Genomic DNA, 16,333 nt, shown 5'->3' on the forward strand with positions numbered 1-16,333 from the left:
CGCGATTAACACAATACGCTGTTGAATGGTTCAACATTAACGGTAGTACCCGATGCGACATCGCCTTGCTCTTGCTCTAGGTTAATAAAGCAATTTGCTAAGCTCATTGAAGTCAACATACCTGAACCTTGACCACCGGTTGAGGCAACCACAAGCTCACCATTTTCATCACGACTTAAAATACCGCGTTGGTATTCCGCACGTCCCGGTTGTTTGCGAATTGGAGTTGTCAGTGTCGCTTTTACAATTAACGGCTCTTTCACCGATAAGCCTTGCATCTTATTGACGATTGGCCAAACAAGTTTGTAAAAGGTCACCATAGATGAAACTGGGTTACCCGGCAGTCCGCAAAATACCGCTTTGCCTAACTTACCAAAGGCAAATGGTTTACCTGGTTTAATCGCTAAGCGCCAAAAGGTGATTTCACCTTCTTCTGACAGTATTTGCTTGGTGTAATCCGCATCACCGACTGAAACGCCGCCCGATGTCAGTACCATATCTGCTTTACTCGCGGCTTCTTTAAATGCGCCGCGAATAGCTTCTTTGTCATCTTCGATAACACCTAAGTCAATCCATTCAACATTGGCTTGGGTAAGCAGGCCTTTGATGGAGTAGCGGTTTGAATCATATATTTGTCCAGGTGCAAGGTCGCTTCCCACAGGGCGTAATTCATCACCAGTGGAGAAAAAAGCCACTTTAAGGCGCGCTTTAACGCGAACTTGACTGATACCGATGGTGGCTAATACGCCCATTTCAGCTGCGCGAATTTGGGTGCCACTTTTAAGCACATTGGTTCCTGCGACCAATTCTTCTCCGCGGTAACGAATGCTATTACCTTTTGCTTTAGGGTGCTCGATGGTGATGTTGTCGCCATCTGCCGAAGTCTTCTCTTGCATTTGAACCGTGTCGTAACCAGCTGGGACCGGTGCTCCAGTCATTATGCGGATACAGCTATTGGCTGGGAACTTACCCTTGTAAGGATGACCTGCAAAAGAAGTACCGACTAAAGTTAAGGTCGTTGCTGTATCGCCAGTAAGTTCGTCGAATTTAAACGCGTAACCGTCCATAGATGAATTATCAAATGGTGGTAGGTCGATACAAGATGCCAAATCTTCAGATAGTATGCGGCCAACGGCTTCATTTAAGCTCACCATTTCACTGTGATCGATGACATTAACTTGATCAAGTAAAGCTTTAATAGCGTCTGTTGGGTGCATTAATCCTGGCTGTGCGCAGGCATCAGATTTTGTTGACATCGTTGCTCCTCACATGGCATTTGCCATGTTGTGGTTCGTCTAAGACGGACTTAGATAATAAGATTCATTTTTGATACCGCATTATGCCATGATAGCCACAGATAACTATGATCAGACCAAAGGTTTTTTATATCTATGTCCAGCAAGAGTAGCGATACAACAGAGAAACCCATTGGACTTTCATCAAAACAGGTAGAGTGGTTTCTCTATATAGTAAAATGTCATAACGGTCATTTATATACCGGTATTACGACAGACGTGAATAGACGTTTTGCTGAGCATCAAGCGGGCGGCGCCAAAGGGGCTAAATATTTAAAAGGCAAAGGACCGCTAACCTTGGTTTACCAAGAAAATGCAGTTGATAGAAGCGCTGCTACAAAACGCGAGCTCGCTGTGAAAAAGTTAAATCGCAGCAATAAGTTAGACTTAATCGCCTCTTATCAGCACGAATAGTTTGACGAGTACCATCTACAAAACTAAAAAAAGCCACTTCATAAGGTGGCTTTTTTACAATTGCTTATTGGGAGCGTAATACTGGATATTTCATATATTGCTCATCGAAATACGGACTTCTTTCATAAAACCAGCGCAGTCTTGCTTTTGAATCATTTGCAAAGCTTTCATCCTCTAAAGCGAGTCTAAACTCTGCCGCTAAGGTTTCATCTTCAGCCAACATTTTTGCTGCCAGTGGTTCGACTGCATAATCTTCGATGTACTCAGTACGAGTAAAGATGCTATTAAAAAAGCCCCACTGGAAAAATGAATCAGCAGATTGAGGTTCAAGCAATAAAATTGCTAAATCACCTAAAGGTTGATTAGTGGAGATTTGGATGGTGCCAACAGGCAAGGTGGTTTCGATTTTAACCTTTTCACTGGTGGCAGTGACACGCTGTCTGCCTTCATAGTCTTTAGCGTTAAATTTTGGCTCAGTAAATTGATACTGACTGACTTTAACCGTTTTGGCTTCAGTTAATGGAGCCATACGTACCCCATGAATCGACAGACGATCTATTACTTGATGCCACTGCGCAGGGATATAGTAGAACTTTGGTCGCTGAGTTTTGATATTCGCTTCAGTATTCCCCATCACAGGTAAGTTTGGATATAGCATTGGCTGACCATTCCAGCGCACTACTTCTGTACCACTAATCTCACTGGTTTCGAGTGAATAACCTATGCCTTTGAAATCCCAACCCGCTTGCTCAACAGTATTCCAGGTTAATGGGATTTGTTGTTGGCGCTGGTATTTATCCTCGTATATTGCTGCTTTTAATTTAGTACCATGTGTTGCCACTGTTTTTAAGGTTTGCTCCAGCATCACATATGTACCTAAAACACGTTGTCTAAACGGTTTTAGACTATGGTTTTCAATTAAAATTGTTGGTAGGTGGCGAGCGTCACCGTATCCATTTGAAAATCGTGGACTTGGGTTCCAGTAAGACAAGCCTTTTGAAAGGTCAGTATTGTCTATAGCAAATACTAATGGACCCGGTACATGACCATTGTCGGAAAGGGCTGCCTCAACTTCAGGGCGATAGTATTTTTCTAACCACTCAAAACTTGCTGGGCTATATCCTTGTTTAACGTTATAGCCAAAGGTCACATCGTATTGGTAATCAATGCCATCAGTAACATGCACATCAATATATAGGTCAGGTTGCCAAACATTGATGGCTCTGATCATGTGCTGTAATTCAAGGGTGTCTAACTTGGCATAGTCTCGGTTTAAATTAAGATTTCTTGCATTCGTTCGCCAGCCCATATCAACAGGTCCACGTTGATTGACTCGATTAAATTCATTACTACGTTCATGGCCGTCGACACTCAATATAGGTACAAATAACAGATTTACTTTATCGAGTAGTGCTTGTTTATCGCCTTGGGTTATATCTCTGAGTAGCATCATGCCTGCATCTTTACCGTCTATCTCACCAGAGTGAATACCTGCTTGCACTAAAACGGTAGGCTTGTTGCTTTCCTGAAGGGCTTCAGGAGTAGCTGCGCCAGATTCTGAAGCTACCACCATCCAAATATCTCGACCTTGAGGGCTTTTACCTATAGATACTTGTGACAATGAATCACTATTTTCAACGAGTTTAGTTAGCCATTGGTGGGTGTCATGATAATTAGGGCTATTGGTTAAGCCATTCTGTTCAAATGGCGTAGACCATGGGGCGGAAGCGTCTAAAATAAGAGCCTCACTTTGACCTTGCCATGGATGAATCGGCGGTAAAATAACATCGTTAATAAAAGTGTCTGCAGCCAAACTAGTATTGTGAGGCTTTTCGATTTGCTCATTTACTTCCTGTTTAGGTATTTCGGCCACACTAGCAAATGAAAATAGTGAATTGATAATGAAACTGGCGAGTATGGCGCGGCGCATAGATATCCCTATGGTATGAGCAAATAGAATGTTGTTTTATCTTAAATCAAATAGGCAGTGTGACAAGAGCTTAGCGTTAAGTAATTGAGGATATGGCGTTTTAAAATGTAACAAAGCTAATTTTTTGACTGGTAATAAAAAAAGCCTCAATGTCGTTTGAGGCTTTTAAGGTAAGCAGCAATATATTTACGCTGAATGTAGTATTACAAACTTAGCTGTTTGGACCCGCAGCTTTGATTGCATCAGACACCTGATACTTAGCAAAGTTTGCAGTGAACTCTTCAGCTAATTGCTGGGCGTATTTGGCATACTCATTTTTATCAGCCCAAGTATTTACTGGGTTAAGAAGTTGAGTATCAACACCTGAAACCGCAACGGGTACTGCTAAGTTAAGTTTATCAATATGTTGTGTTTCAACATCTTTTAGTTCACCGCTAACAATCGCATCGACAATTGCACGAGTAGTAGGAATATCAAAACGCTTACCGACTCCGTGAGGGCCACCAGTCCAACCTGTGTTGACTAAATAAACTCGGCTACCAAATGACTCAATACGCTTCATTAATAGCTCAGCATATACACCTGCTGGGCGAGGGAAGAACGGCGCACCAAAACAAGTAGAGAAGGTTGATTGAATCGCTGAAGTTGAGCCCATTTCTGTCGAACCCACTTTTGCAGTGTAGCCAGATAAGAAATGGTAAGCAGCTTGTTCTTTTGTGAGGACAGAAACCGGCGGTAAAACACCAGATACATCACAAGTTAAAAACACTACTGAGTTGGGTTCAGCGCCACGGTTTTCTTCTTTACGCTGGGCAATATGCTCAAGTGGGTATGCTGCTCGGCTGTTTTCTGTCAATGTGGTATTGCTGTAATCAGGAACGCGGCTTTCATCAAGCATGACATTCTCAAGCACAGTACCAAAACGAATTGCATCCCAGATAACTGGTTCGTTCTTTTGGCTTAAGTCGATACATTTTGCATAACAGCCGCCTTCGATATTAAATACGCCGCCAGGTGCCCAGCCATGCTCATCATCGCCAATTAGAAAACGTTTTGGGTCAGCAGATAAAGTTGTTTTACCAGTGCCTGATAAGCCGAAGAATAGAGTGGTATCGCCGTCATTGCCTACGTTTGCAGAACAATGCATCGGCAGTACGCCTTTGGCTGGCAACAAAAAGTTTTGTACAGAGAACATCGATTTTTTCATTTCGCCAGCATATTTAAGTCCCGCAAGTAGGACTTTTTTAGCTTCGAAGTTGATCATTACGACAGCATCAGAGTGTGTGCCATCACGGGCAGGGTCACAGACAAACTCTGGGGCATTCATGATTTGCCAAACGTCTTTATCACCACGGTTAAATTGTTCAGGGGTGATAAATAAGTTGCGAGCAAACACTTGATGCCAAGCATATTCAGTTGTAACACGTACAGGAAGGTAGTGCGCATCGTCAGCACCGACTTCAAGTTCAGAAACAAATATATCCTTTTCAGATAGATAGGCTTCAACACGCCCCCAAAGAGCATCAAAGGTATCTGCCGCAATGCCTTTGTTGACCGAACCCCAATCAATTTCATCTTGGGTATTAGCTTCTTGAACAATAAAACGGTCATTGGGAGAGCGTCCTGTACGCTCGCCAGTTTTCGCGACTAATGCGCCATTTGCGGTTAACTGCCCTTCATTACGTTGTAAAGCAAGTTCAATTAACTCAGCGCTAGTAAGGTTGAAGTGTACGCTGTTTGTTCCATCTGTCATCGGGTGCTTCTCCGTTTTAATAGGTCGTTTATCGGTCTATATTGCCGATTTATAGTTTGGGATGACTTACGTTATCGCTTGCTCAGAGACATATGCTTAGGTTAACGCTAAATTAGCAATGCCTGTGTTCAGTGATTGTAACGTAATAAACAATACAGGTAACTAACAGTTTGGTAACTTTTTTGTAAGTTAACCCAATTTTTTAGTTTTAAGATAGATTTTTTACATAAAAAAAGCGCCAAAGGCGCTTTTTTATGAAAGTTTGTATGTTATATCGATCAGTTACTGCTGTTGGCCAGCTTCTAAGTTACCGGCATAAATTGCGGCAATATCGATACTGTCGAAGGTATACATTTTAGGGCAGTATTCACAGCCCATTTCAATCTTACCTTCTTCTGCAAGAATTTCTTCAACTTCACTCTGGTCAATTGTTGTAAGTGCTTTGGCGCTTCGCTCTCTTGAGCAAGTACATTTGAAGCTAACCTCTACAGGGTCAAATAGACGTACATCTTCTTGATGATAAAGGCGGTGCAAAATATCTTCGGCAGATAACGTGAACAACTCTTCTTGTTTAATGGTTTCAGTTAGTGCCAATAAGTGATTGAAGTCTTCATTTTCTTCAGTTTTAGTTGGCAACACTTGCAGTAGCATTCCCGCTGCTTGCTTACCATCAGCAAATAACGAAATATGTGTCGGCAATTGTTCTGACTGATTAAAGTACTCTTCTAAGCAGGCTGCTAAGTTTTCATGATCTAATGACACGATACCTTGGTATCGCTCACCTTCATCAGGAGTCAAAGTAATTACCATGACACCTTTGCCGAATAAATCAGTTAGTGATGCACCATCAGCAAACTCACCATTCCAGCGAGCTACACCGCGGAGTGCTTGTAAGTTGGTACCATTAATCACAGCAACAGAAACCGGTCCGTCACCTTGTAATTGCACACTGATATCACCAGTAAACTTGATGGTTGCAGTTAATAATGAAGTCGCAGCCATTAGCTGACCCATAATCAATTGCAGCGCCTTTGGGTATTCATGCGCTGAAAGAATTTCTTGATAGCTTTTATCAAGTTGAACCATTTCACCACGGACATCGGCATTATCGAATAAGTAGCGATGTAAAATATCTTTGCTCATGTTTAATCTCGTTTGTTGTGCCGTAAATATCGTTATAGATCTTTAAAGCGAATGAGTTGGCGACGTTGTTTTTTATCCGGCTTATTTTCTGGGGCGGGATTATTCAAAATATTCAAACGTCTAGCTTCTGCATTAAACGCTCTCTTGCTAATGCTTTCGGCTGTTTCTTCATATAGCGTTTGCGCTACAGCAGCTCCTTGTCGGTGTTCCGACAACTGAGCAATAATTATTTCCCTGTCATCATGGCCTTGGCGTAAACGAATCTTGGCACCAATCTCAGCTTGTTTGCTAGATTTAGCCCGTTGACCGTTATAATGCACCTTTCCACCATTGATCATCTCTTTAGCTATTGAGCGTGTTTTATAAAAACGTGCCGCCCATAACCATTTATCGAGTCTAACTGTGACTGTTTTAGATGGAGTCTGGCTCATCTAACACCCCCAAAAGTGGTATGACTTCACACCGTTGACATTTTTAACATGTAAATTGGTGGAAAGAGCCTAATATCGTGGCGTTTCTCACAGCCTTTTTAGGCGCGCAAATGTAGCATATTCAGTGCAATTTCGCCAATCCATATGCTGCGGGCTTGTTGCAATAAGCTGGGTGAGTTAGCATGATGCAGTATTTCCTAAATTAACAGAATTAGAACAGCGACCTGCTAGAGGGTCAAAGCCGAATATGGATGTATTAGATAAAATTATAACTAAGGCAGCGGGAATCCCCCAAAAGCCATTAAGCACAGCTGTATTTTGGTTAGGATTAGTGATTGTGCTTATACTAACTGCGCAGATTTCGTGGAAGTTAATGCCAGTAAATTCTCAGGCGGTTGCATGGCAACCTTCGCCAACTTCGGTAGCAAGTGCTAAGCGGGTAGAGCTAAGTAGTGTCCAGAAATTGTCGTTATTTGGTGAAAAAGACGCGAATGCTGAAGGTCGACCAAATAAACCAGCTCCAGTAGAACAAATTACCGATGCACCTAAAACCAACCTGTCGATTTTATTAACGGGTGTAGTGGCGTCGACTTCCGATACTAATGGTCTTGCTGTCATTGAATCCAAAGGCAATCAAGAAACTTACGGGTTAGGTGACAAAATTAAGGGCACTTCAGCATCACTTAAAGAAGTGTACGCCGACCGAATCATTATTACTAACGCTGGCCGCTATGAAACCCTGATGTTAGACGGGTTAAGCTATACCACTCAAAGTCAAGCAAACGAGTCTTTGCAACAGGCAAAAAAAGATCGCGCAGTACAGCGCGATGATCGTCGTCAGAATGCCCAAATTGCTCAAGAGTTAAGTGATTCTCGTGATGAGCTGCTTGCTGATCCGAGTAAACTCACCGACTACTTAGCCATCTCTCCAGTTCGCGGGCCAGAAGGTGTCAGCGGCTACCGCCTCAACCCAGGTAAAGATCAAACTTTATTTGCGGCTGCAGGTTTTAAAGCAAATGATTTAGCCAAATCCATTAACGGATATGATTTAACCGACATGGGGCAATCATTAGAGGTTATGGCGCAATTACCAGAATTAACAGAAATCGGCGTCATGGTTGAACGTGATGGACAGTTAGTAGAAATAATTTTTAGTTTGCCAGAATAGTACCGGCAGTAGAGGATTGAAAATAATGAAGAGTTATGGAATTCGACGCAAGTTATTAGCAGGGATGGTTGCTGGTATAGCAATGCTTGCATCTCAAGCAGCTTGGTCGGAGCAATATGCTGCCAATTTTAAAGGCACCGATATTCAAGAATTCATCAATATTGTAGGTAAAAACCTCAATAAGACTATCATCGTGGATCCCACTGTACGCGGAAAAATCAATGTACGTAGTTACGATTTATTAGACGATGAGCAGTATTACCAATTCTTCCTCAATGTATTGCAAGTGTATGGCTATGCCGTTGTCGAAATGGAAAACCGCGTCATTAAAGTGATTAAGGATAAAGATGCAAAAACTGCTGCTATCCGTGTTGCTGATGATGGTAGCCCGGGCTTAGGCGATGAGATGGTTACACGTATTGTTGCCCTATATAACACTGAAGCTAAGCAGCTTGCGCCTCTATTACGTCAGCTAAATGATAATGCTGGTGGCGGTAATGTTGTTAACTATGACCCGTCAAATGTATTGATGATTTCTGGCCGTGCAGCCGTTGTAAATAAATTAGTAGAAATCGTACGCCGAGTTGATAAACAAGGTGATACTGAAGTTCAGGTTGTTTCTCTTGAATACGCCTCAGCCGGAGAGATTGTTCGTATTATCGATACTCTATATCGCTCAACGGCTAACCAAGCGCAGATGCCTGGTCAAGCGCCTAAAGTGGTTGCTGATGAGCGTACTAACTCAGTGGTTGTGAGTGGCGATGAAAAAAGTCGTCAACGTGTTGTTGAATTAGTAAGACGTTTAGATGCTGAACAAGCATCTACAGGTAATACAAAAGTAAGGTATTTACGTTACGCAAAAGCAGAAGATTTAGTTGAAGTGCTCACCGGTTTTGCTGAGCAATTACAGTCAGATCAAGATTCAGGTCAAAGTAGTAGTAAACGCCGTAAAGAAATTAATATTATGGCGCATCTTGATACTAACGCCTTAGTGATTAGTGCTGAACCCGATCAAATGCGCACTATTGAAAGCGTGGTCAATCAGCTCGATATTCGCCGTGCACAGGTATTAGTCGAAGCCATTATTGTGGAAGTCGCTGAAGGTGATGACGTTGGTTTTGGTATTCAATGGGCTTCAGCTTCTGGTGGTGGTACCCAGTTTAATAACTTAGGTCCAACCATTGGTGAAATTGGTGCAGGTGTCTGGGAAGCGCAAGAACAAGATGCTACCCAAACTTGTACGGGCTCTGGTGATAACCTGACATGTACTGATAACCCAGCGGTTCAGGGTGACATTACTTTGCTTGCAACGGCATTGGGTAAAGTTAATGGTATGGCATGGGGTATTGCTGCCGGTGACTTTGGCGCATTAGTACAAGCAGTATCAAGTGATACTAAGTCAAACGTACTTGCTACACCTTCTATCACAACGCTCGATAACCAAGAAGCTTCATTCATTGTTGGTGATGAAGTGCCGATTCTAACAGGTAGCCAAAATTCAAGTAACGGTAACAGCAACCCATTCCAAACGGTTGAACGTAAAGAAGTGGGTGTGAAACTGAAAGTTGTTCCTCAGGTGAACGAAGGTAATGCAGTTAAACTTACCATTGAACAAGAAACTTCAGGTATTAATGGTAAAACCGGTGTCGATGTCACTTTTGCTACACGTCGACTGACTACGACAGTAATGGCTGATTCAGGTCAAATTGTGGTACTAGGTGGTTTAATTAGTGAAGAAACTCAAGAGTCAGTTCAAAAGGTTCCTTTCTTAGGCGACTTACCAATTATTGGTCATTTATTTAAGTCATCTTCAAGTGGTGTGAAAAAGAAAAACCTAATGATTTTCATCAAACCAACGATTATTCGTGATGGTATTACGATGGAAGGTATTGCAGGGCGTAAATATAACTACTTCCGTGCACTACAAATCGAACAACAAGAACGTGGCGTAAACCTAATGCCAGACAGTGAAGTACCTGTTCTTGAAGAGTGGGATCAAGATGCATATTTACCAGATGAAGTTAACGAAGTGCTTAATCGTTACAAAGAAGGTAAAAGCTTAGAAACTAAGATGCGTGAAACAGATCCTGCACTGAGACACATTAGTGAAAGCAAAGATAAAGATAAACAGTTAGCAGAAGAAGCCGAAGCCGCTGTGGTTGAAGAAGCTGAAAAAGCTGAACAAGAAGACGATGCCAATGAGTGAAGCAGAGATGACTGAGCAATTGGCACAAGTGTCCACTGACTTAGGTTTGGAAGCGGAAGAGCTCAATGATGAGGTTTTCCATTCCAACAGTCGTGAGCGCTTACCTTTTGCTTTTTCCCACCGTTTTAATTTGGCTCTGGCTAAAGAAACTGACGCGCTAAAATTGTATTACACCAGTGAAACCCCATTGGATGCGATGCTAGAAGTTCGTCGTTATGCCGGGGAAGAGTTGGTGCTGAGTAAGCTGCCTGTTGAAGAGTTTGAAGCCAAGCTAACGCAAACTTTCCAAGCTAATTCGTCTGAAGCACAACAGTTGATGGAAGATATTGGCAACGAGATGGATTTATTCACTCTTGCTGAAGAACTACCGCAAACTGAAGACTTGTTAGAAGGCGATGATGATGCACCAATTATTAAATTAATTAATGCATTATTGTCTGAAGCGATTAAAGAAGAAGCCTCTGATATTCACATCGAGACTTATGAGAAGCAACTAATTGTTCGTTTCCGTATTGATGGTGTACTCAAAGAGGTTTTAAAACCGAATCGTAAACTGTCTTCATTACTTGTTTCACGTATCAAAGTGATGGCGCGTTTGGATATTGCTGAAAAACGTGTTCCTCAAGATGGCCGTATTTCATTACGTATTGCAGGTCGCGCTGTCGATGTGCGTGTATCAACGATGCCATCAAGTCATGGCGAACGTGTTGTGTTGCGTCTACTGGATAAGAACACCGGCAACCTCGACTTGAAATTGCTAGGTATGACCTTAGCTATCCGTGACCAGTTTGATGCCATTATCCGCAAGCCTCACGGTATTATCTTGGTAACAGGTCCTACAGGTTCTGGTAAGAGTACCACTTTGTATGCAGGCTTAACTGAGATTAACTCAAAAGACACTAACATTTTGACTGTAGAAGATCCTATTGAGTATGAACTCGAAGGTATCGGTCAAACGCAAGTGAACATGAAAGCCGATATGAGCTTTGCTCGTGGTTTACGCGCGATTCTACGTCAAGATCCTGATGTGGTCATGATTGGTGAAATCCGTGACTTAGAAACCGCACAAATTGCGGTTCAAGCCTCGTTAACAGGTCACTTGGTAATATCTACCTTGCATACCAACACCGCCTCAGGTGCTATTACACGTTTACAAGATATGGGTGTTGAGCCTTTCCTTGTTTCTTCAAGTTTATTAGGGGTTTTGGCGCAGCGTCTTATTCGTACTTTATGTAATGAGTGTAAGATCCCACATGAACCTGATGAACGTGAGCGTGAACTACTTGGTGTTACAGCCAATGATACGCGAGTAATTTACCGCGCTAATGGTTGTAAAGAATGTGGTAATAACGGCTATAGAGGCCGTACCGGTATTCATGAACTGTTAGTGGTTGATGATAATGTTCGTGAATTGATCCATGGCGGTCGTGGTGAACTCGCGATTGAAAAATACGTGCGTCAAACAATCCCAAGTATTCGTCATGATGGTATGAGTAAAGTACTTGATGGGGTTACCACTTTAGAAGAAGTACTGCGCGTGACACGCGAGGAATAATCAATGGCAGCGTTTGAATATAAAGCCCTTGATACCAATGGCAAACAGCAAAAAGGTGTCATAGAAGCAGACACTGCTCGTCACGCTCGCAGCCAACTACGCGAACAGCGCCTAATGCCACTTGAGCTGCAACCTGTTGCAGAAAAAGAAGCTAAAGCAAAAAGCGGTGGTTTAAAATTATTCCAACGCGGTATTTCGGTCGCAGAACTTGCGCTGATCACTCGCCAGATAGCGACACTTGTCGCAGCGGGCTTGCCGATTGAAGAGTCGTTAAAAGCTGTCGGTCAACAGTGTGAAAAGGACAGGCTTGCAAGCTTAGTGATGGCGGTACGTTCGCGTGTTGTTGAAGGTTACAGTTTCGCTGATTCACTCGCTGAATATCCCCATGTTTTTGACGATTTATATCGTGCAATGGTGGCATCGGGTGAAAAGTCTGGCCATTTAGAAGTGGTATTAAATCGTCTTGCTGACTACACCGAACGTCGTCAACAACTTAAGTCAAAGCTCACCCAAGCCATGATCTATCCAATCGTACTGACAGTGGTTGCGATTGGCGTTATTGCTGTTTTGCTTGCTGCCGTGGTACCAAAAGTTGTCGGCCAGTTTGAACATATGGGCCAAGAGTTACCCGGTACCACCCAGTTTTTGATTCTTGCGTCAGACTTTGTGCAGTCATATGGTTTAGTCGTGCTAGGTGTCTTGTTTGCCTCATTTGTGTTGTTTAAGCAAATGCTGAAAAAGCCTAACTTTAGAATGCTATTTGATACTTGGCTGTTAAAAGCACCAGTGATTGGTAAGGTAAGTAAAGGGATTAATACTGCTCGATTTGCACGAACTTTAAGTATCTTATCTGCCAGTTCGGTGCCGTTACTAGAAGGCATGCGCATCGCAAGTGAAGTACTACTCAATGTAAAGGTACGTGCAGCCGTTGATGATGCAACAGCAAGAGTACGTGAGGGTACGAGTTTGGGCGCGGCTCTCACAAATACTAAACTTTTCCCGCCAATGATGCTCTATATGATTGCATCAGGTGAAAAAAGTGGCCAGTTAGAACAAATGCTAGAACGTGCTGCTGATAACCAAGACAGTGAATTTGAGTCGAATGTGAATATTGCCTTAGGTGTGTTTGAGCCTATGCTGGTTGTGAGCATGGCATCAGTCGTACTGTTCATTGTAATGGCTATTTTACAACCTATTTTAGAATTGAATAACTTGATTAGCGGGTAACGCAACGAGTTGTAGATATTATTTTTTGTCACGCACTAAGTGGTGTGCACCGGAGGAAGTCGTCAATGCAAGTCAATCGTAAACAACGTGGTTTTACCCTATTAGAAGTCATGGTTGTTATCGTGATTCTAGGTATTTTAGCGTCAATGGTTGTACCTAACCTTATGGGAAACAAAGATAAAGCTGATTTACAGAAAGCGGTATCAGACATTGTTGCTTTAGAAAATGCGCTAGACATGTACCGCCTTGATAACAGTGTGTATCCAACAACTGATCAAGGTTTAGATGCATTAGTGCAAAAACCAACATCGTCTCCTGAGCCACGTAACTACCGTCCAGATGGTTACCTAAAACGTTTGCCTCAGGATCCTTGGCGCAATGATTACTACCTATTAAGCCCTGGTGAAAATGGCCGTATTGATATTTTCAGTGCGGGTCCTGATGGTCAAGTGGGTACTGAAGACGATATTGGTAACTGGAATCTTCAAAACTTCCAGTAATGGTCGTTTAGCTGAAACGCATCATGAACTTTAAACGCCAAGCTGGGTTCACCCTATTAGAAGTATTACTTGTGGCATTGCTGATGGGCTTAACTGCCGCAGCAGTCACAATGACTTCTGGTACATCGGGACCTGAGCAAGCGTTAACAAAGACGGCAAGAAAGTTCATTGCAACTACCGAATTGGTCATCGAAGAAACCATTCTTAGTGGTCAATTTTTAGGTATTGTCGTTGAAGAAGATGAGTACGAATTCGTCTACTACAAAGACGGTAAGTGGGAGCCACTAACTGGCGACCGACAACTTGCTCCGCAACAAATGGAACAAGACGTCAGTTTGAGCTTATTGCTCGATGGCTTGCCGTTAGTTCAAGAAGATGAAGACGATGAATCATGGTTCGATGAGCCATTGATTGATGAGTCAAAAGAAGACAAGAAGAAAAACCCTGAACCACAAATACTTTTGTTCCCAAGTGGCGAAATGACGACATTCGAACTGAGCTTTTTAACCGATGACCAAAACGGTAAAGAAGTTGAAGTATTGGTGGTTGGTGATGCCATGGGCCGTCTAGCAATAGGAAGCTTCGATGAAGATCAGTAAAGGCATGACCTTGCTTGAAGTCATCGTTGCATTAGCGGTGTTTTCAATAGCAGCCGTTGCAGTCACAAAAAGTATAGGCGACCAAATGGCTAATCTTCCTATATTGGAAGAGCGCACCTTAGCCCAGTGGGTTGCAAGTAATCAAATGGTTGAAGCGAGATTAATAGAGACATTCCCAGAACTTGGCACTAAAAATGGTCAGGTAGAGCTCGCGGGAAAAGATTGGTATTGGCGTCAGGAAGTGGTTAAAACCACCGACGACAATTTTAGAATGATTAGAGTCTTAGTCAGCGATGAAGATCGGTTTAACCGAACTGTTGCCCAAGTGAGTAGTTATGTTCACAACGCAGGCTGACCTAAATCAACGTAAACAAGCAGGTTTTACCTTGCTTGAAATGCTTATTTCAATTGCAATTTTTGCCATGATAGGTCTGGCTGCTAATGCTGTGCTGTCAACGGTAATGAAAAATGATGAAGCCACTAAAGAGTTCTCTGTAAGGTTAAAAGCTTTGCAACAGGGATTTGGTGTAATTGAGCGAGACCTTGGTCAAATCGTAGCAAGAACCCAACGCGGACTTGATGGAGAGCGAACCAGTTCAGTATTTCAAACTGGTGATAATATGCTGGATTCAGAAACCGAAGCATTGGTGTTTTTTCGCTTAGGTTGGCTTAATCCTGATGGAATGTTGCCCAGAGGCAGCCTACAGTCTGTGGCTTATATTGTTCAAGATGGCCGATTAGAGCGTTGGTATTATCCTTATCCTGAACCAGTAGTCGGTGCTGAACCATTAAAAAGTTTAATTATTGAAGATGTGATTGATATTAAATATTCCTTCTTTGTCGGTGATAAGTGGGAGCGTAAAGTGGATGCTTCTTCGTTACCACTAGGTATTGCGATGGAACTTGAGATTGAAGGCTTAGGGACTATTGAACGTCGTTTCTTATTACCAAAAGGCGGCAGTACTAACAGTAGCTCTGATGAAGACAATTCAGGTGGAAGTGGTGACAGCGGTAATACCGACGAAACAGATGAAGCTAAAGAAGATGGGTAATCACAAATGATGAAACATCAATTACCCGGGATTCGCAAGCAGCGCGGGGTGGCGTTGTTAGTGGTATTGCTTATTGTTGCTTTGGTCGTGATCATCGCGACTAATATTACTAGCCGTAATCAACTGTCGATGCGTCGAACATTGAACTTAGCCCAATATGATCAAGCTTATTGGTATGCGATGTCGGCAGAAGAGTTGTCGAAAAAGACCTTAAAACAAGATATGGAAGATAGCGACGGTACGGTGCATCTTCAACAATACTGGGCTCTTGCCGATGTTATTTTCCCTGCCGAGTATGGTGAAATCGGCGGTGAAATTATGGATATGCGTTCTTGTTTTAACATTAACGCTTTATCGGTGACATCATCAGAAGTAGAAAATGGGCAGCCCAAGTTAACGCTTGCCGCGAGCCAATATAAAGCTTTGCTAGTCGCTTTAGGTATGGATGATTTTGGCGCAGAAAGACTGACCCATACCTTAATTGACTATCTTGATGACGATACAACATCAATGCCTTATGGCGCCGAAGATGCTGAGTACGAATCACGCAATGTGCCGTATCGTACAGCCAATACATTGATGAATCATCGCAGTGAACTCAGAGCGGTGATGGGATACAACCAGCAAGTGTACATGACATTATTACCGTATATTTGTGCAATCCCTGGTGATAATCAGCAAGTGCTGAATGTGAATACCATTGAAGTTGAACAAGCTGCATTATTAGTTGGCATGTTAGACAATAAAATCAGCCAAAGCGATGCTGAAAGCTTAATTAACCAAAGGCCTGCCGATGGTTTTGAGACAGCGGCAGAGTTTTGGGAAAATAATACGCTGGCCAGTGTGGCCATAGAAAGCAATATGAAATCGAGTATTGTTGTTGATAGTAATTTCTTTTTACTTAAAGCTGGCGCTAGAGTGGATAACGCAACCTTTAGAATGGATAGCGTATTGCAGCGAAGCGGCACCAATTTTGAAGTGCTTTCTCGCCAATTTGGCGGTCAGCAATAATGAACAAGCGTAACAACCCGCTGCAATTAGCATTGACGCCATTGCAGCT

The 16,333-nt window shown here is 42.7% G+C and carries 15 protein-coding genes; 10 read left to right on the forward strand and 5 right to left on the reverse strand.

What is annotated here, in order from left to right:
* Positions 1 to 5 precede the first annotated feature (5 nt).
* Positions 6 to 1,256, reverse strand: a complete 1,251-nt coding sequence (gene moeA / locus QPX86_RS00735) for a molybdopterin molybdotransferase MoeA (RefSeq protein ID WP_220754026.1) — start codon at positions 1,254 to 1,256, stop codon at positions 6 to 8.
* 135 nt (positions 1,257 to 1,391) lie between these two features.
* Here moeA and QPX86_RS00740 point away from each other — a divergent pair, with 135 nt between their 5' ends.
* Entirely contained in the window at positions 1,392 to 1,709 is a 318-nt protein-coding gene (locus tag QPX86_RS00740) for a GIY-YIG nuclease family protein (RefSeq protein WP_220754027.1), read from the forward strand.
* Between the two features lie 64 nt (positions 1,710 to 1,773).
* On the opposite strand, the gene QPX86_RS00745 is transcribed toward QPX86_RS00740, so the two are convergent.
* From QPX86_RS00745 to hslR, 4 genes are all read right to left on the reverse strand, one after another.
* The gene (locus tag QPX86_RS00745) at positions 1,774 to 3,639 is read right to left on the reverse strand and encodes a M14 family metallopeptidase (protein ID WP_285163845.1); all 1,866 of its coding nucleotides are present in this window, start codon (positions 3,637 to 3,639) and stop codon (positions 1,774 to 1,776) included.
* A gap of 211 nt (positions 3,640 to 3,850) precedes the next feature.
* Positions 3,851 to 5,392, reverse strand: coding sequence for a phosphoenolpyruvate carboxykinase (locus QPX86_RS00750; protein WP_285163846.1), 1,542 nt, complete (start codon positions 5,390 to 5,392; stop codon positions 3,851 to 3,853).
* A 282-nt stretch (positions 5,393 to 5,674) separates the two neighbouring features.
* Positions 5,675 to 6,535 carry an Hsp33 family molecular chaperone HslO gene (gene hslO, locus QPX86_RS00755; RefSeq protein WP_285163847.1) on the reverse strand — a complete coding sequence of 287 codons (861 nt, stop codon included), beginning with the start codon at positions 6,533 to 6,535 and terminating at the stop codon, positions 5,675 to 5,677.
* Positions 6,536 to 6,567: 32 nt separating this feature from the next.
* Positions 6,568 to 6,966 (reverse strand): ribosome-associated heat shock protein Hsp15, encoded by a 399-nt coding sequence (hslR, locus tag QPX86_RS00760; protein WP_220754031.1) that lies wholly within the window; start codon positions 6,964 to 6,966, stop codon positions 6,568 to 6,570.
* 247 nt (positions 6,967 to 7,213) lie between these two features.
* Between hslR and gspC the strand changes: the two genes are divergently transcribed.
* The 9 genes from gspC (at position 7,214) to gspK (ending at position 16,284) form a co-directional block, all read left to right on the forward strand.
* Positions 7,214 to 8,134, forward strand: coding sequence for a type II secretion system protein GspC (gene gspC / locus QPX86_RS00765; RefSeq protein ID WP_285163848.1), 921 nt, complete (start codon positions 7,214 to 7,216; stop codon positions 8,132 to 8,134).
* Positions 8,135 to 8,159: 25 nt separating this feature from the next.
* Entirely contained in the window at positions 8,160 to 10,340 is a 2,181-nt protein-coding gene (gene gspD, locus QPX86_RS00770) for a type II secretion system secretin GspD (RefSeq protein WP_285163849.1), read from the forward strand.
* A complete protein-coding gene (gene gspE / locus QPX86_RS00775; RefSeq protein ID WP_285163850.1) occupies positions 10,333 to 11,895 on the forward strand; it encodes a type II secretion system ATPase GspE in 1,563 nt (520 codons plus the stop codon). Before gspD ends, gspE begins: the two co-directional genes overlap by 8 nt.
* A gap of 3 nt (positions 11,896 to 11,898) precedes the next feature.
* The gene (gene gspF, locus QPX86_RS00780) at positions 11,899 to 13,122 is read left to right on the forward strand and encodes a type II secretion system inner membrane protein GspF (protein WP_220754035.1); all 1,224 of its coding nucleotides are present in this window, start codon (positions 11,899 to 11,901) and stop codon (positions 13,120 to 13,122) included.
* A gap of 65 nt (positions 13,123 to 13,187) precedes the next feature.
* Positions 13,188 to 13,622 (forward strand): type II secretion system major pseudopilin GspG, encoded by a 435-nt coding sequence (gene gspG / locus QPX86_RS00785; protein WP_055024201.1) that lies wholly within the window; start codon positions 13,188 to 13,190, stop codon positions 13,620 to 13,622.
* A 23-nt stretch (positions 13,623 to 13,645) separates the two neighbouring features.
* Positions 13,646 to 14,221, forward strand: a complete 576-nt coding sequence (gene gspH / locus QPX86_RS00790; protein ID WP_220754036.1) for a type II secretion system minor pseudopilin GspH — start codon at positions 13,646 to 13,648, stop codon at positions 14,219 to 14,221.
* Positions 14,208 to 14,576, forward strand: a complete 369-nt coding sequence (gene gspI / locus QPX86_RS00795) for a type II secretion system minor pseudopilin GspI (RefSeq protein ID WP_220754037.1) — start codon at positions 14,208 to 14,210, stop codon at positions 14,574 to 14,576. The genes gspH and gspI overlap by 14 nt, the downstream gene beginning before the upstream one ends.
* Positions 14,557 to 15,273, forward strand: coding sequence for a type II secretion system minor pseudopilin GspJ (gspJ, locus tag QPX86_RS00800; protein WP_220754038.1), 717 nt, complete (start codon positions 14,557 to 14,559; stop codon positions 15,271 to 15,273). Before gspI ends, gspJ begins: the two co-directional genes overlap by 20 nt.
* Positions 15,274 to 15,282: 9 nt before the next feature.
* A complete protein-coding gene (gene gspK, locus QPX86_RS00805) occupies positions 15,283 to 16,284 on the forward strand; it encodes a type II secretion system minor pseudopilin GspK (protein ID WP_285165119.1) in 1,002 nt (333 codons plus the stop codon).
* Positions 16,285 to 16,333 lie beyond the last annotated feature (49 nt).

The sequence above is a fragment of the Shewanella goraebulensis genome (assembly GCF_030252245.1).
In the GTDB taxonomy this organism is placed as follows: Bacteria; Pseudomonadota; Gammaproteobacteria; order Enterobacterales; family Shewanellaceae; genus Shewanella; species Shewanella goraebulensis.

Bases quoted from the DNA above. Each gene is read 5' to 3' on its own strand.
- moeA (WP_220754026.1), bottom strand. From the start codon at position 1,256: ATGTCAACAAAATCTGATGCCTGCGCACAGCCAGGATTAATGCACCCA.
- QPX86_RS00740 (WP_220754027.1), top strand. From the start codon at position 1,392: ATGTCCAGCAAGAGTAGCGATACAACAGAGAAACCCATTGGACTTTCA.
- QPX86_RS00745 (WP_285163845.1), bottom strand. From the start codon at position 3,639: ATGCGCCGCGCCATACTCGCCAGTTTCATTATCAATTCACTATTTTCA.
- QPX86_RS00750 (WP_285163846.1), bottom strand. From the start codon at position 5,392: ATGACAGATGGAACAAACAGCGTACACTTCAACCTTACTAGCGCTGAG.
- hslO (WP_285163847.1), bottom strand. From the start codon at position 6,535: ATGAGCAAAGATATTTTACATCGCTACTTATTCGATAATGCCGATGTC.
- hslR (WP_220754031.1), bottom strand. From the start codon at position 6,966: ATGAGCCAGACTCCATCTAAAACAGTCACAGTTAGACTCGATAAATGG.
- gspC (WP_285163848.1), top strand. From the start codon at position 7,214: ATGGATGTATTAGATAAAATTATAACTAAGGCAGCGGGAATCCCCCAA.
- gspD (WP_285163849.1), top strand. From the start codon at position 8,160: ATGAAGAGTTATGGAATTCGACGCAAGTTATTAGCAGGGATGGTTGCT.
- gspE (WP_285163850.1), top strand. From the start codon at position 10,333: ATGAGTGAAGCAGAGATGACTGAGCAATTGGCACAAGTGTCCACTGAC.
- gspF (WP_220754035.1), top strand. From the start codon at position 11,899: ATGGCAGCGTTTGAATATAAAGCCCTTGATACCAATGGCAAACAGCAA.
- gspG (WP_055024201.1), top strand. From the start codon at position 13,188: ATGCAAGTCAATCGTAAACAACGTGGTTTTACCCTATTAGAAGTCATG.
- gspH (WP_220754036.1), top strand. From the start codon at position 13,646: ATGAACTTTAAACGCCAAGCTGGGTTCACCCTATTAGAAGTATTACTT.
- gspI (WP_220754037.1), top strand. From the start codon at position 14,208: ATGAAGATCAGTAAAGGCATGACCTTGCTTGAAGTCATCGTTGCATTA.
- gspJ (WP_220754038.1), top strand. From the start codon at position 14,557: ATGTTCACAACGCAGGCTGACCTAAATCAACGTAAACAAGCAGGTTTT.
- gspK (WP_285165119.1), top strand. From the start codon at position 15,283: ATGAAACATCAATTACCCGGGATTCGCAAGCAGCGCGGGGTGGCGTTG.